Raw genomic sequence first — 16,280 nt, forward strand, 5'->3', positions numbered from 1 at the left:
AATTAATTAGAACTCGTGTATTTATAGAAAGTGGTGAAGAAATAATGAAATTAATCGCAATTGATTTAGATGGAACTCTTCTTTCGGGGAATAAAATGATTAGTAAAGAAAATGCAGAAGCAATTCGAACATGTCAAGAAGCTGGCCATGTTGTAGCAATTTGTACTGGACGTTCTATTGTTGATATTGAACGATTATTGTTAGAAGTTGATTTAGAGTGTCCAATCATTGCGGAAAATGGTGCGCTTATATATAAAGATAAGAAAATGATGAAGAGATATCCAATTCAAAATATGCAGGCACTTGAAATTGTGGAATATCTTGAAGAGAATGGTTTATATTATCAGCTTTATACTGATAAAGGTGTGTATGTACCGGATTATGGAGTAGAGAGTGTACGTAATGAAATTGAGTATGTGAAGAATTCAAAAGAAAATTTCGACTTGAAAGAGTTAAAAACAATCGCAGCATTATATCTTGAGCATACAGCGTTTCATAGTGCGGAAAGTTGTAAGCCAATTGTAGAAACAGATATACATGTGCATAAACTATTACCATTTTCTTATGATATTGAGAAATTAAAAAAACTAAAAGAAACATTTATTCATAATACAGATTTAGCAATTACATCTTCATATTGGCACAATTTAGAGATTAATCATAGAGATGCTCAAAAAGGGAATGGATTATATACTTTAGCAGAATATCTTAATATTCCAGTTGAAAACACTGTAGCGATAGGTGATGGGCTAAACGACGTTTCTATGATGGAAAAAGCGAACATATCAATTGCGATGGGTAATGCAGTTGAAGAAATAAAAACAATCTGTAAATACGAAACGTTATCAAATGAAGAACATGGTGTGGCACATGCTTTATATAAATATGTAATGTAATTAAAAAAGAAAAAAGAATCCAAAGGGATTCTTTTTTCTTTTTTATTAGGGGTAAGGTATTCTATGAGATTCATAGAAGCCTTATTACATTTCATTATATAGAATATATTGGAATAAATGTTTATATTTTTCATGAAATTTGTGAATATTTTATGAATTTTATACTTGTTGCATTTTTATACCGTTATTAGTGACGCGTATGACCCTCAAGGAAAAATTCAGTGAATGTAAGGAGGAATGAACGAAATATCTACTAATTAAAGGTATATTCAGTATATACATTCTTTTCTTATTTTAATTGAAAAATAAAATTTGTGCGAATAATTATTCTACAGCTATATACCTACACTAGCTTTCTTCGTATAATGGAGAAGTATGAATTTTAGATTTGTATTAATTTTACATATTGAGGTGAAAAAGGAATGAATTCGCGGCTAATGGAACTTATTGATGTGAGTACAATAGAAACCATGGCAGAACAATTTTATAAATTAACTAACATATCACATCAACTTCTTGATGCTGAAAAAGAGTGTATTTTTTCATTCGGAATGAATGAGATAATTAAGAGTAAACTTCCAAAGATTGAAATCCCCATTTTCTTATACAATCAACATTTAGGATCTTTTGTTGTATGGTCCAAAAAAAGCGAAATTTTCAGTTGTCAAAAATACTTTGAAATGCTCTCAAGTTTAATTTTAGATGGCGCAATAAAAGTAATTCAAAGTAAAAAAACAACGTTGCTTTCTCAGAAAGAGGAGGAACTACATACGATTTTACAAAACATGCCTGTTATGGTCGATGCGCTTGATTATAATGGAGATTTTGTTTTGTGGAACCGAGAATGTGAAATTGTAACAGGTTATACCGCTGAAGAAATAATTGGAAATCCAAATGCACTTCAATTATTATATCCTGATCATAGTTATCGCCAGCAAATACAAAAGAAATTTTTAACTTGTGGAAAAAATTTCAGAGATTGGGAAATGCACTTAACATGTAAAAATGGTGAAATCAAAACAATAATGTGGTCTAATATATCAGAACAGTTTCCTGTAACAGGATATAGTTATTGGGCTGTTGGTGTAGATATTACACATTTAAAAGCGATAGAAGAGCAGTTAAAACAACAAACATCTGAACTGGAATTAATATTTAAAGCTTTACCAGATTTATGTTTCTTAACAGAAGATGATGGCACAATTATAGATTACAAAGCAGGATCTCCTACAAAGTTTTACGTACCCGCAGAAGCTTTTATGGGAAAAAAGTTTTACGAAGTATTACCATCTTCAGTAGCACAGCAGTTTCAGGAAGCCATTAATCAAGTGAAGAAAAAAGGAACGAATGTAATTGTAGAATATCCACTCACACTTAATGGAAGTATTGATTTCTTTGAAGCTAGGTGCTTACCATTATTACATGATAAAATTATGATTATTGTACGTGACATTACAGAGCGAAAAAAGACAGAAGAATTGCTAAACAAATCAGATACGCTTGCAGCAATTGGTCAATTAGCAGCTGGGGTAGCTCATGAAGTAAGAAATCCCTTAACTGTAATTAAAGGTTTTATACAGTTATTCCAAATTAATAAAGAAGATCAAGAAAGATATTTTGATCTTATGCTTTCTGAAATTGAAAGGATAGAAGCGATCCTGCAAGAATTTTTGTCAATTGCTAAAACAGATGAGATAAATACAGAAAAGAAAAATATTTATCAAATTTTTAAAAATGTCGTATCGTTAATGAATACAAAAGCAATTATGACAAATATTCAAGTTGAACTATTTACGGATGACAAAGATATAATTATTGAATGCTCGGAAAATCAATTGAAACAAGTATTTATTAATATTTTGCAAAATTCAATCGAAGCTATGCCAAATGGTGGGGAAATTTCAATTCACATAAAAGAAATAAATGATGATGGTGTCATCATTCATGTAATAGATGAAGGAATAGGAATACCTGAAGAAAGAATTAAGAGATTAGGTGAACCTTTTTATAGTACGAAAGAAAAAGGGACTGGTATTGGATTAATGTTAAGTTATAAAATTATTGAAAGTCATCAAGGGACAATTAGTATCATGAGCGAGGTTGGTGTCGGGACAACAGTAACAATTTACTTACCGAAAGTACAAAGTAAACAATCTTTTTCTAATTGTGACGATAAATGTATAGCAATACGCACTAGTAGTAATTCTTAAATCAATTAATACCCAATAACAAAGCGATTAGTGAAAGCTAATCTTTTTGTTATTGGGTATTTTTTATATTTAATTTAGTAAACTTTATCTTTTCTTTACATTTGTTTTAATTTCTATTAAGTTTTAAACATTATATTAATATTTGTACAAAGCAATGTATAAAAATTGTACATTACTTTTAATATAGAAAAGTGATTATTATTTGGAATATTGTAAGGAGGAGATTATGACAAGGTGAAAAAACAAGAGAAGAAGAGTGGTAGAGTAGTACCTCTCCGGTTAAATATTTTATTCCTTTGTGTTTTTTTATTATTTTCTGGCATCATTATTCAGTTAGGAAAAGTGCAAATCTTTGATGGAGAAACATATAAAAATGAAGTAGAGAAGAGAGAAAATACAACCGTGGGCCTTTCTGTACCACGTGGGAAAATATTTGATCGTGAAGGAAATCCAGTAGTTGATAATAAATCTTTACGTACGATTACATATACAAAGGTGAAAGGTGTAAAACAAGAAGAAATATTAAAATCAGCAAGACAACTTGCAGACATTATTGAAATGCCGCAAGAAGATATAGATAAGTTAACTGAGACTGATAAGAAAGACTTTTGGATGCAATTAAATCCAGAACTTACTCAAGACTTAGTATCAAAAAAAGAAATAGATAAGTTCCGAGATAAGGATATTACCGGAAAAGAGCTAGACAAAAAAATAGAAGATTTAAAAAGGAAGCGCGTTACAGATAAAAATCTTCAAGAACTAACGGCTAAAGATATAGAAGTGTTAGCTATTAAAAGTAAAATGACCTCAGGTTTTCAGATGGCACCTCAAATTATTAAAAAGGACGTTAGTGAACAGGAATATGCGGTGATTAGTGAAAATTTAGCGAAACTTCCAGGGGTAGACGCATCAGTTGATTGGGAGAGAATCTATGTAAATGATGGTCTATTTCGTTCCGTTCTTGGTAACGTTTCAAATGCTGATGAAGGATTGCCACGTGAAAGATTAGATTATTATTTAGTGCGTGATTATAGCCGAAATGATAGGGTCGGCAAAAGTTATATCGAACAGCAATACGAAGATGTACTTCATGGTACGAAAAAAGAAGTAAGAAGCATTGCTGATAAACAAGGCAATACAATGAGAACGGAAACGGTTTCGGAAGGAAAAAGCGGTAAAAATTTAACTTTAACCATAGATATGGAATTGCAAAAAAAAGTAGAGGAGAGTATAGAAAAAATATTAAAACAATATAAAGGATCAGAATCAATGTTAGACCGTGCTTTCGTAGTGATGATGAATCCTAAAAATGGCCAAGTATTATCAATGGCTGGGAAAAGGCTTGTAGAAAAAGATGGGAAAATGGAAGTAGAAGATTATGCTTTAGGCACGCTGACAAGTTCATATGAGCTTGGATCAACGGTTAAAGGTGCGACAGTGTTAACAGGGTTTGAAACAAATGCAATAACTCCTGGAACACATTTTTATGATGCACCTATGAAGTTTAAAGGAACTAAGGAAAAGAAGTCTTGGAAAAATTTTGGTGATATAGACGATCTAAGAGCGTTACAAGTTTCTTCAAACGTTTATATGTTTAATATAGCATTAAAAATTGCTGGTGTGGATTATGTGAAAAATAGTTCACTAGATATTAAACAAGAATATTTTGATAAAATGAGATATTATTTCAGGCAATTTGGACTAGGCGTACAAACTGGTATTGATTTACCGAATGAAACTGCAGGACAAATTGGAAGAAAAGATAATCAGCCTGGTTTCTTATTAGATTATTCTATTGGACAATATGATACATATACACCACTTCAGCTTGCACAATATATTTCGACTATCGCAAATGGAGGGTATCGAATGAAACCACAAATTGTTCAAGAGATTAGAGAACAAACCGTTCAAAAAGATGAGGTTGGTAAAGTAGTACAATCAATAGAACCCGTTGTTTTAAATAGAATCGATATGAAACAAGAATATATTAATCAAGTAAAAGAAGGATTTAGAAAAGTATTTCAAGAAGGAGATGGAACGGGAGTAAGAGCGTTCCAAAAAGCACCATATAAACCAGCTGGTAAAACAGGGACCGCACAAACTGTATATGGTGGAGAAAATGAAATTGGGCGAAATGCGAAAGGCGATCGTAGAGAATGTTATAACTTAACATTAGCTGGATATGCGCCATATGATGATCCAGAAGTAGCATTTTCTGTTGTAGTACCGTGGGTTGAAAATGATAAATCGGGCATTAACTCCGATATTGGAAAAGAAGTTTTAGATGCTTATTTTGATTTGAAAAATAAGCGATTAACTGGTGAAGCGCCAAAAACAGATGCCTCTAAAGAGAATTAAAATGGACGAAACGTCTCTAGCATTCATGTGAACTAGAGGCGTTTTTATCTGGGAATAGATTAGAAATGAGGTATATATGAAGCCGTTTATTCTAAAATATTGGAGGAACATATGTAGCTACATCTTAATTATAATAGGGGTTATTTTTATTAATAAGTCATTTTTATTTTGTATGGTAGAAGGAATTTCGATGCAACCTACTTTGAATGAAAAAGATTATATACTTGTTAATAAGGTAAACGTCTGTTTATCGTCTTTTCATCATGGAGATGTTGTCATTATAAAAAAAGAAGACGAGCCTACTTACTATGTGAAACGAATTATTGGATTATCGGGGGATAACATACAACTAAAAGAGGATGAGGTATTTATTAACGGTAAAAAGCGTGATGAATCGTATATACATTTAGATATGTCACAAGTATCCAATCGTTTTTCAAATTTGAGAGAAATAAAAGTTCCTACGCATAAATTATTTGTGTTAGGGGATAATCGTAATCATAGTAAAGATAGTAGGAATACACTTGGACTTATTGATGAGTCAAATATAATAGGTAAAGTAGAAATGGTATTTTATCCATTTGATCATATAAAATGGATAAAATAATTCTATTAACTATTCACGTTTTATAAAATAAATCATATATTGATAGCATAGGACAAGCAGAGAAGCTTGTTCTAACCTCACAGAACACTCCTTATCACGGTTAGGCATCTACATAGGTAGATGCTTTTTTTATGTTGATGACTGAAAATTATTTATCAACATAATGTAGCAAGCATTTTAGGACTATTAGGGGACGATTACATGTACAAATAACAGTATGCTTTAATTAAAACAGTGAAATGTAAGGAGTGAGGAATAAGTGCTAAATATTTTAGTAGTTAATTTTCCAGCAGAGGGACATGTAAACCCTACATTAAATTTAGTGAAAGCCTTTACTGAACGAGGGGATAACGTACATTATATTACAACTGCAAACTTTAAAGATAGGATTGAAGATTTAGGAGCTACTGTACATACACATCCGGATCTATTAAAGGAGATTTCTATTGATGCTGAAACCTCATCTGGGTTAAATGCTTTCTTTCATGTGCATGTTCAAACTTCTTTATATATATTAGAAATTACGAAACAATTAAGTGAAAGCATAAATTTTGATTTCGTAATTTATGATATATTTGGTGCGGGAGAGTTAGTAAAGGAGTATTTACAAGTTCCAGGTGTAGTGTCCTCGCCCATATTTTTAATTCCTTCAGAGTTTTTGAAGACATTACCTTTTCATTCAAATGCAGATATACCATTCCAACCAGAGGAGATCTCTGAAAAATTACTAAACCAGATGGAACATGAATTTGGAGTAAAACCAAAGAATAATCTTCAATTTATGAATAATAAGGGTGATGTTTGTCTCGTATACACAAGTCGTTATTTCCAACCTAATAGCGAATCGTTCGGAGAAAATAACATTTTTATTGGACCGAGTATTTCAAAGCGTAAAACAAATATAAAGTTTCCACTGGAATCACTTAAAGAGAAGAAAGTTATTTATATTTCAATGGGAACACTGCTTGAAGGACTCGAACCATTCTTTAATACTTGTATTGATACTTTTTCAGATTTTGATGGGATAGTTGTAATGGCAATTGGTGATAGAAATGATATTTCTAAAATTAAGAAAGCACCAGATAATTTTATAATTGCTCCATACGTACCTCAATCAGAAATATTAAATGAAGCGGATGTTTTTATTACACATGGCGGCATGAATAGCGTACACGATGCCATTCATTATAATGTCCCATTTGTAATAATACCGCATGATAAAGATCAGCCTATGATAGCGCAAAGATTAACTGAACTGGAAGCAGCGCGTAGACTATTGAAAGAACATGTTAATGTGCACACTTTAAAAGAGGCTGTAACAGATGTTCTTTCAAACGAAAAGTATAAGCATGGTATACGAAAACTTAATGATAGCTTTTTAGAATGTGGTGGTTCAAAAGAAGTAATTGCAGTTATTGAATCTCTTTTAAATAAAGTGAAACTTTAATCGTTGGGGGTTTTACTGCCCGTAAATAGCGGGGGAAATAGTCGTAACTATATACAAGCATAGAGGTTCGTACCTTTATGCTTGTATATTCTTATCCAGCAAATTGCACAGCAGTATTTGCATGTAAAAAAGCAGTATCAAAAACGGGAACAGTAAGATCATTTTGGGAGATGAGTAAAGGTATTTCAGTACAGCCTAATAGTATACCTTCAGCGCCGTTTTGAATTAATGACTTTGTAATTTGTAATAGCTTTTCTTTAGATGCTTCTGAAATGATCCCTTTACTTAATTCATCTAATATGACATGATGGATAACTGTTCTTTCCTCTTCATTTGGGATAATTGTCTCAATGTTATATTTCGCTAATCGTGATTTATAGAAATCTTGCTCCATCGTTTGTTTTGTTCCTAATAGTCCGATACGTTTTATATTTTGTTTTACCATTTCTTTAGCACTTACATCGCCAATGTGAAGAAGCGGGATAGAGATTGCTTGTTCTACTTCTTCGGCAAATAGATGTACAGTATTTGAACACATTAATAAACAGTCAGCCCCAGATTTTTCAACCTTCTTTGCAACCGTGACTAGTTCATTTTTTACTTCTTCATATTGATGGTTTTGTAATAAAGTAGTTACTTCTCCAAAGTCCATACTATATAAAACTAGCTTCGCATTTTGATCGTATTGAGAGAGTGTAAGTGTATTAATATGTTTATAGTATAATGATGTAGATTCCCAACTTAATCCCCCAATTAAACCAATAACTTTCATAATGCATTCCTCCCGAAACGATTTTGAATTTATTATTTCATAATTCCGATAAGAATACAATGATTTAAAAGTACTATTTAACGAAAAATAAAAATAGTTAGAAAAGTATTGAAATTTATGCTTTTTAGTGCCATAATACGAATTACAAATTAATACTTATCCAGAGAGGTGGAGGGAACGGCCCTAAGAAACCTCAGCAACCCCTATGCAATTTTATAGGAAGGTGCTAATTCCGCAGAGGACACGATGTGTTTTTTGAAAGATAAGAGGATTCTTGAACGTGAAAGAAAATGACCTCTTATGTAAGAGGTCATTTTTTTGTTGTATAGAAAGGAAGTGTCGATGCATAATTCATTTTTAAAATAAATATAGAATAATAAAAGTTGACCAATATGAGAGGGGAATTGTAATGAATAAATTATCAACAAAGTTAGTAGTAGCAATCGGGATTGGAGCAGCCTTATACGGGATATTAGGACTTTGGGGATTTTCTATTGCACCGAATACATTTATTAAACCAGCATTAGCTATATTAACTGTTTTTGGAGCATTATTTGGTCCAGTGGCAGGACTCTTAATCGGACTTATCGGTCATACCGTAACAGATACGATTGCTGGCTGGGGGATTTGGTGGGGCTGGGTTATTAGTTCAGGGATTATTGGTTTTTCAATGGGTCTTATTCAAAAAAGAGTTGGTTTTAGTGTGAAAAACGGTTCATTTAACAAGGGAGATATTTCTTATTTAGCAATTACTGGGTTAGTTGGTATTGTCATTGCTATTATATTTGCTGGGGCATTCGATATTATTGTGATGGGAGAACCATTTGACAAAATTGTTATACAAGTATTAGGAGCAACAATTTCCGATGTTATCGTATTCTTAGTTCTTGGATTGCCACTTACAATTGGCTTGGCGAAATCCAATAAGAAACATGCACATTTAAAAATTGAAAAGTAGGGATGTTAACATGCAACCAATTATTTCGTTTGAACAATTCACCTTTCAATACGGGCATGCTGCGCAGCCTACTTTAAGTGATATTACCTTTCATATATACCCTGGGGAAAAAGTGCTAATTGCTGGACGAAGTGGTTCAGGAAAGTCGACATTAGCTCATTGTATCAATGGGCTAATTCCATTTTCTTATGAAGGGATTAGTACAGGTAACGTATTAATTGCCGGTAAAGACCCGAGGGAAGGCAGTATTTTTGAACAGAGTAAACATGTGGGAACAATTTTGCAAGATCAAGATGCTCAATTTATTGGTATGACAGTAGAAGAAGATGTAGCTTTTTATTTAGAAAATGAATGTGTAAATCAAGAGGATATGAAAAAGATTGTTTCGGACTCATTAAGAAAGGTGAAGATGCATACGTTTCATAAACAAAGTCCACATGAATTATCAGGAGGTCAAAAACAAACAGTTTCTCTTGCTGGTTTATTAACAACAAATGCGGATATATTATTGTTCGATGAACCGTTAGCGAACTTAGATCCGCTAAGCGCCTTACATACGATAGAACTTATGAAAGATATACATGAGCAATATAATAAAACGATTGTTATTATCGAACATAGAATAGAAGAAATTTTAAAGCTGGATTTAGACAAAGTTATATTAATTGATGAAGGTAAAGTCATTGCAATAGGAACACCAAAAGAAATCTTAGCGTCAAATATATTACCATGTATTGGCTTAAGAGAGCCTATTTACATCGAAGCATTAAAGAGATTACATTTTGATAGTAATAATGACGTAATATATCCAATGGAAAACCTTCAAAAGGAAAAGGTAAGCAACGTTATAAGAGAGTGGATGGAGAAACAAGTCATATTAAAAGGTAATACTAAAAACAAGGAATTACTTAAAGTGGAGAATTTATCATTTTCATACCCTAATAAACAAAAAGTATTAGAAAATGTAAACCTTTCAATATATGAAGGAGAAATTGTGGCACTGTTGGGACATAATGGAGCAGGGAAATCAACATTAGCTCATAGTCTTATAGGCATAAACAAAATGAAAAATGGGGAAATCTTGTTAGAGGGTGAAGATATTAGTTCTTGGTCTATTCGTAAACGTGGGGAAACCATATCTTACGTGATGCAAAATCCAAATCATATGATTACACAGCCCACTGTTTTTGAAGAAGTTTCATTTACATTAAAATTAAATAATTTTTCTAAGGAAGAAATTAAGAATAGAGTAGAAGAAACTTTAAAAATTTGTGGTTTATATCCATTTCGTAATTGGCCAATTCAAGCGCTAAGCTATGGGCAAAAAAAGAGAGTAACAATCGCATCTGTATTAACAATAGATCCCAAGCTTATCATATTAGATGAACCGACAGCGGGACAAGATTATTATCATTATAAACAATTTATGTCGTTTATTAAAAAACTAGCTAAAAAGGGAATCTCATTTGTTTTTATCACTCACGATATGAATCTCGCACTAGAATATGCAGACCGTGCAGTAGTTCTACATGAAGGGAAAATTATTGCGGATAATACAGTGTCTAATGTATTTGGTGATCAAGAAACCTTACAAAGAGCCAACTTAAGAGAGAGTTCTTTAACCAAGCTTGTTAAATTTAGTGGGATTGTATGTCCAGAAAAATTTATGGAGCTTTATTTAGACAGTAATAGGAGGGAGGAAGGTGCATAGTACATATTTTCATCGTATGGATGGGGTAGTAAAATTGTTTTTATTTATTTTTTGTATGACGATTACTTTTTTGTTTTTTGATTTTAGGTTGTTGCTAATTTTATTTATTATTGGGTGTATTGGACTCGGAATTGCTAAAATTCCATTTCGTAAAATTTTAATTGTTTTTAGTGTCATATTTACATTTAGTTTATTAAACTCTGTCATGATTTTATTTATTACACCCACTCATGGATCTGAATTAACTGAATCATATACCTCGTTTTTACATATTGGATATGCAACAATTACATATGAAACATTATTTTATGCAGCTACACTTTCATTAAAGTATTTTACGTTATTACCATTTACACTTCTTTTTATTTACACGACAGATTCAAGTGAATTTGTAAGTAGTTTAAATAAATTTGGTATTCATTATAAGATTACATATGCAATAAATATTGCACTGCGTTATATTCCTGACATCCAGTCTGAGTATAAAATTATTAAACACGCGCAAGAAGCGAGAGGAGTGGCTTTTGAAAAAGGAGAAGCAAGTTTATGGGTTCGTATGAAGAACCGTGTTTTAATTTTCTGGCCACTAATCATTCATTCTCTAGAAAGAATAGATACGGTTTCAAATGCAATGGATTTAAGAGGATTTGGAAAGAAGGATAAACGTACATGGTTTTATACAAGTAAGGCGAAACGTGAAGATTTCATCGCTTTATTTGCCGGTGTTTTCATATTCACTGTTGCCGTATATTTAAAATTAAACGTATTTCAAAACTTTTGGTATCCATTTTAAAGCACTCTTTAAACGAGTGCTTTTACTTATTTTTATGTAGACATGCTCAAAAAAGGGATATACACATAATGTATAATACGAACCAGTTAAAATGATCAACTACCTATTAGTTTTCAAACCAAAAGGAGGAGAAAATATGAGTTACGGTGGTTCTTGTGGTTTTGGTGGAGGTTTCGCTTTATTAGTTGTGTTATTCATTCTATTAATAATTGTAGGATGCAGCTGCTGGGGCGGAGGATACTAATTTTTAATTAGTCTTCACAAATGTAAACTAAAAAACATTGAAGATACTTATGTATCGAAACAAATAAAAAAGGAGCGACTATGCTCCTTTTTTATTTGTTTTAATGCGTATTCTTACTATATTTTGGGAACGTAATCGTTAAAGTCGTTCCTTTACTAACGATACTTCGGATTTTTAAATTTCCATACATCGTCTCAATAATCTTAACAGCAACCATCGTACCTAAACCGGTGCCTTTCGTTTTTGTACTAAAATACGGTTCACCGAATCGATGTATTTGCTCCTGTGACATTCCAACTCCACTATCTTCAATTCGTATTTCAACTTTACTATTATTGATAGATGAGGAAATATTTAAGGTACCACCATTAGGCATTGCTTCAATACTGTTTTTTATTAAGTTTAAAAAACATTGTTGAAAGTGTTGTTTATTACCAACAATGGTTGCCTCAGAAAAATCCTGTGTAATATGTATCGTATTCATATTACACAATGGCAATATCATATTAATAACTCGATTTAACTCTTGTTTTACTGAAATTTGATCTAATTTTTCTGGAGAAGGTTTGGCAAACGTTAAGTAATCATCGATAATTTCTTGGGCACGATTTAACTCTTCAAGTATATGTTTAATATATTCGTCTCTTGATTCAGGAGTTAAATTTGGTGTTTTTAAAAGCTGTGTAAATCCTTTTACAACCGTTAAAGGATTCCTTACTTCGTGCGATATACTTGCAGCGAGTTGGCTAACAATCTCCATTTTTTCCATTTTAATTAATTTTGAGCGCATTAATACAGCATCTTTTATAACTTCATTTATATAAACAATAAATAACATTAAAGTAGTCGGTAATACCATGAAATAAATAATATACAAATTATTCACTTCAAAATCTGATAAAGTTAATACAATTACAGTTGTAAATATTGCTAGGAAAAAGGTTAAAAACATGGAAAAAGCTACTTTAAGCTTTCTATTATATGTATTAAATTTTGAAGATGCGAGTGCTGTAACGATGAACATTATTACGTAAACAACGACTGTTAGCATATTAAAGCCATAAAATATAAATCTTGTAATTAATAAAATTGTAAACAATATGATACCGACAGGGAATCCACCATAAAGCGTACCTATTATGACCGGAATTTGTCTTAAATCATGAATACAACTTTCATCCATATAGATAGGGTATCGCATACATAAAATAAGCGGGATACTAGAACAAAGGGTAATCAGTAATATTTTGTATTTTTTCAAATAATGCCTGCTATCATATATGAAATAAAAAACAAATATACTACATAAAATGTATAGAAGGTTATTTAATACGTTTTGGTTAATATAAACAAAGTCCATAATATTTGCCTCGTTATTCTGAATTTACTTAACATATGTATTATACATGATAACATGTGTTAGGATGTATAAACCTTGTTCATACAAGATTTATTTAGCTTTTTTTATAAAATGCAAACATTAGCTATTCAAAGATACTTTTACCAAAACTTTTTACTGCTTCTTTCTGCATGTTCGGTAAAACATGGTGGGTTATGTTGCTACTATAAGAAACGTAGGTATTCTTTTCTAAACTCATCCTTTTAATTTCTAGCCACTGAACGAGATAGTCTTTTAAAGTAAGCTTAGACGGTTCCACAAAAGTCCCTTCATTTAAATCCGTAATCTTTTTGGCCACATTTTTTACTGCTTCTTTTTTGTCTTATAACCAGAAAAACACTAAGTACTTATTTCCTCTTTTTCGAATATGTCCTTTCACTTAAAACACTCCTTCATTTTGTTTTGAATTATATTGTATAAGTCTAGTTGTAATGTTGCTACTTTGAAAATTGCATAGTTGGACATATGAGCGATGGATATATTTTACCATATATGAACAAATTCAGTTATAGGATATGATATGTAAGTTACTGCTAATTTTATATTTACAATATACTGGAAATTAAGTAATGCAAAAAATGGAAATATAAAATAATGCAAGGGGGAAAGAAAATGAAAAAGGTTTTTGTAGTGTTTTTTGTACTAGCATTCGCATTTATGTCTATCAATTCTTCAAAAGTTATGGCTTACGGAAATCATAAAGCGGATCTTTATACAAGCGGCGGATCTCAATTATTGAATTATGTTGGATCTAAACAACCTTTATATAATGATCCTGGTAACCCAAATGTAGTAGGTTATGTTGCTTATCAACCTGTTAAAGTAAAACAAGCATGGTATTTAATTAATACATTGTTAGGACAAAAATGGATAGGTTATAACCTTTAAAAAGCACTCATAATGAGTGCTTTTTTATTTATATATAAGTCTAGTTATAATTTTGGTGCTATGAAAATTAAATATTTGGACATATGAGTGATGGATATATTTTATCATATTTAGATTGTTATTAAGGAATAAAAAAAGAGCCATAGGGCCTCTTTTTTTGCTGTATTCATGGAAATAAAATTAAAAGCGTTATTTTATTATAAAAAAATAGGTGACTCAACAATTGTGCTAGCCGAGTCACCTAGTACTATCGAACCAAATAATGTACTTTTTCTATATGTAGTTATGGGGAGTTCTTAGAGGCTAGCCCAATAGACAGTTAAGGGACAAATAAAATCATTTTAGAGAGTTTTACATTTTGTTATGTTAATGCTACAACAGCAAGAGTTAAGCCCAACGTATTTAATGTATTAGAATATGGTCCTACATTAACAGTAAGAGTACTTGTTATACCTGGAGGTGTTGTGAAAATTGCGGGTGCTGATACAGAAGTGAATCCGGCTGTATATCCTAGAGAAGTACCTGAGCCAATGATAGGATTATTATTCAGATACATAGTTATACCTGCCGAATTACCTCCTGGTTGAATAATAACTTGCACTTCATAGATTGCCAAATAGGTTCTTCCACCTTCAAGTAAAACAGTTGTTGGTGGTGTGAATGAGATTGCCGTACCATTAGAATTTACCACGGTATCTAGTGGAATCGCAGAGTTTACAGAAACTATTGATGGGGTAGTTTGAACAACATTTAAACTGTTAGCCGTGGGAGATGGACAAGAACAAGGTTTGTGAATGTTAGAGTTGTTATCATTTTGGTAATTCACAAATAATCAAGCTCCTTTGCGTAAGATAATTTTTTATCTTATATAAAACGTAGCCTTTTTGTATCTAAGTTATTTTTAATAAGTTTTTAAAGATAAGTCGAATATTGTTGGTCAGTCGACTTTTGAAATTATTTGAAACTCTGGGATTTTAAAGTGCGTTTGATAAATATATATGAAAAATTTTTTAAGGACATTACTGTAAGTTAGGAAACATAATAAAAAACGGTAAAATAAGGGGAGTAAAAGGAAAAGAAAAAGAACCCTTTATATAAAGGGTTTTTCTGGTGATTTAATATATCAATTACATTCGTGGTAATATTCATCACATGAATCGTTATTATCGTTACAGTATATACAAAATGTTTTTTGAACAAATAAACTAACTACACTAGTAGAACCTTCCTGCTTTGTAAGAGTAAGACTTTGAAAATCTTCAACTTGAAATATTTTTGTTTGAACAGGTTGTAATGTAGTAGTAATTGGTACGCTAGATCTTCTTGTTAGAATAGTTACTTGAACGGGTGCACTCATACCGACAACGAATAACTGAATTAATGTTTTATTATGATTGTTTGTAAAATCCTCAAATACAGTTTGTGGAGCGGTGGTTTCAAGGAAAACTGACACAGGTATATTTCCATTTGCATTTTCTGCAGAACCAGCTATCGTATGAGTTTCAATAAAACAGTTATTTTTTTGATTGTTGGAATGTGATTGGTTTTTATAATATTTTTTACCATCTTTATAAAAGTAATCAGCCATATGAATTTAAAGCTCCCTTCTTTTGGATATCTATATAGTCTATTTAATAAAGTGAAGTAGTGCTTGTACAACATAATAAAATCCGCTCTCGTAATTATCTAAAAATGTTATTTGGAAATTAAAGAGCGCCATTCAAGGCGCTCTCGGATAAACATTAATATTGAAAAAGAATACCACATTATATTTTATGCATGTTCTTAATAAATGTGTAGTTTTTTAGCAAAATCCTTATTTGAAAACAAGAAGCCCTAGAGTTAGGGCTCTAAGGCTTCTTATTTTGGTATTCTCACATGGTTTTTCAAAAAGAATAGAACATATTGAAGATAACATGTGAATGTTTCATAAATGTATCAAAAAAGTGAACAAAATTGCTAGTGGAGAAGAAGCAGAAATGAAGTTTCTAATA

General features: G+C 31.5%; 14 protein-coding genes, 1 pseudogene and 1 riboswitch. Of the genes and pseudogenes, 10 read left to right on the forward strand and 5 right to left on the reverse strand.

Annotated elements, in window-relative coordinates:
* Positions 1–44: 44 nt before the first annotated feature.
* From BCG9842_RS12615 to BCG9842_RS12635, 5 genes are all read left to right on the forward strand, one after another.
* Positions 45–896 carry a Cof-type HAD-IIB family hydrolase gene (locus BCG9842_RS12615; RefSeq protein WP_000766389.1) on the forward strand — a complete coding sequence of 284 codons (852 nt, stop codon included), beginning with the start codon at positions 45–47 and terminating at the stop codon, positions 894–896.
* Between the two features lie 422 nt (positions 897–1,318).
* Positions 1,319–3,106 carry a PAS domain-containing sensor histidine kinase gene (locus tag BCG9842_RS12620; protein WP_001088545.1) on the forward strand — a complete coding sequence of 596 codons (1,788 nt, stop codon included), beginning with the start codon at positions 1,319–1,321 and terminating at the stop codon, positions 3,104–3,106.
* 234 nt (positions 3,107–3,340) lie between these two features.
* Positions 3,341–5,467 carry a peptidoglycan D,D-transpeptidase FtsI family protein gene (locus BCG9842_RS12625; RefSeq protein WP_000743784.1) on the forward strand — a complete coding sequence of 709 codons (2,127 nt, stop codon included), beginning with the start codon at positions 3,341–3,343 and terminating at the stop codon, positions 5,465–5,467.
* A 76-nt stretch (positions 5,468–5,543) separates the two neighbouring features.
* Positions 5,544–6,074, forward strand: coding sequence for a signal peptidase I (gene lepB / locus BCG9842_RS12630; RefSeq protein ID WP_002162782.1), 531 nt, complete (start codon positions 5,544–5,546; stop codon positions 6,072–6,074).
* 259 nt (positions 6,075–6,333) lie between these two features.
* Entirely contained in the window at positions 6,334–7,521 is a 1,188-nt protein-coding gene (locus tag BCG9842_RS12635; RefSeq protein ID WP_000932152.1) for a macrolide family glycosyltransferase, read from the forward strand.
* Positions 7,522–7,612: 91 nt separating this feature from the next.
* Here the strand turns inward: BCG9842_RS12635 and BCG9842_RS12640 are convergent, their stop codons facing one another.
* A complete protein-coding gene (locus BCG9842_RS12640; RefSeq protein WP_000864388.1) occupies positions 7,613–8,293 on the reverse strand; it encodes an aspartate/glutamate racemase family protein in 681 nt (226 codons plus the stop codon).
* Between the two features lie 153 nt (positions 8,294–8,446).
* Positions 8,447–8,562: riboswitch (SAM riboswitch) on the forward strand.
* Between the two features lie 140 nt (positions 8,563–8,702).
* Between BCG9842_RS12640 and BCG9842_RS12645 the strand changes: the two genes are divergently transcribed.
* From BCG9842_RS12645 to BCG9842_RS29765, 4 genes are all read left to right on the forward strand, one after another.
* The gene (locus BCG9842_RS12645) at positions 8,703–9,251 is read left to right on the forward strand and encodes an ECF-type riboflavin transporter substrate-binding protein (protein ID WP_001038209.1); all 549 of its coding nucleotides are present in this window, start codon (positions 8,703–8,705) and stop codon (positions 9,249–9,251) included.
* A 10-nt stretch (positions 9,252–9,261) separates the two neighbouring features.
* Positions 9,262–10,962, forward strand: coding sequence for an ABC transporter ATP-binding protein (locus tag BCG9842_RS12650; RefSeq protein WP_001182503.1), 1,701 nt, complete (start codon positions 9,262–9,264; stop codon positions 10,960–10,962).
* Positions 10,955–11,755, forward strand: coding sequence for an energy-coupling factor transporter transmembrane component T family protein (locus BCG9842_RS12655; RefSeq protein ID WP_000556365.1), 801 nt, complete (start codon positions 10,955–10,957; stop codon positions 11,753–11,755). Before BCG9842_RS12650 ends, BCG9842_RS12655 begins: the two co-directional genes overlap by 8 nt.
* A 136-nt stretch (positions 11,756–11,891) precedes the next feature.
* On the forward strand, positions 11,892–11,999 hold the full coding sequence (locus BCG9842_RS29765) for a YjcZ family sporulation protein (RefSeq protein WP_000120182.1): 108 nt from the start codon (positions 11,892–11,894) through the stop codon (positions 11,997–11,999).
* Positions 12,000–12,099: 100 nt separating this feature from the next.
* On the opposite strand, the gene BCG9842_RS12660 is transcribed toward BCG9842_RS29765, so the two are convergent.
* Positions 12,100–13,359 (reverse strand): LytS/YhcK type 5TM receptor domain-containing protein, encoded by a 1,260-nt coding sequence (locus BCG9842_RS12660; RefSeq protein ID WP_015945799.1) that lies wholly within the window; start codon positions 13,357–13,359, stop codon positions 12,100–12,102.
* A 169-nt stretch (positions 13,360–13,528) separates the two neighbouring features.
* A pseudogene (locus BCG9842_RS12665) lies at positions 13,529–13,777 on the reverse strand (site-specific integrase); the annotation flags it as partial.
* A 233-nt stretch (positions 13,778–14,010) separates the two neighbouring features.
* Here BCG9842_RS12665 and BCG9842_RS12670 point away from each other — a divergent pair.
* Positions 14,011–14,286, forward strand: coding sequence for a hypothetical protein (locus BCG9842_RS12670; protein ID WP_000755350.1), 276 nt, complete (start codon positions 14,011–14,013; stop codon positions 14,284–14,286).
* Between the two features lie 361 nt (positions 14,287–14,647).
* Here BCG9842_RS12670 and BCG9842_RS12675 read toward each other — a convergent pair whose 3' ends face one another.
* Positions 14,648–15,112 (reverse strand): hypothetical protein, encoded by a 465-nt coding sequence (locus BCG9842_RS12675; RefSeq protein WP_001109242.1) that lies wholly within the window; start codon positions 15,110–15,112, stop codon positions 14,648–14,650.
* A gap of 297 nt (positions 15,113–15,409) precedes the next feature.
* Positions 15,410–15,874: a hypothetical protein gene (locus BCG9842_RS12680; RefSeq protein ID WP_000796390.1), complete on the reverse strand. Its 465-nt coding sequence runs from the start codon at positions 15,872–15,874 to the stop codon at positions 15,410–15,412.
* Positions 15,875–16,280: the final 406 nt, after the last annotated feature.

Origin of the sequence: Bacillus cereus G9842 (assembly GCF_000021305.1) — a bacterium.
Classification (GTDB): domain Bacteria; phylum Bacillota; class Bacilli; order Bacillales; family Bacillaceae_G; genus Bacillus_A; species Bacillus_A thuringiensis_S.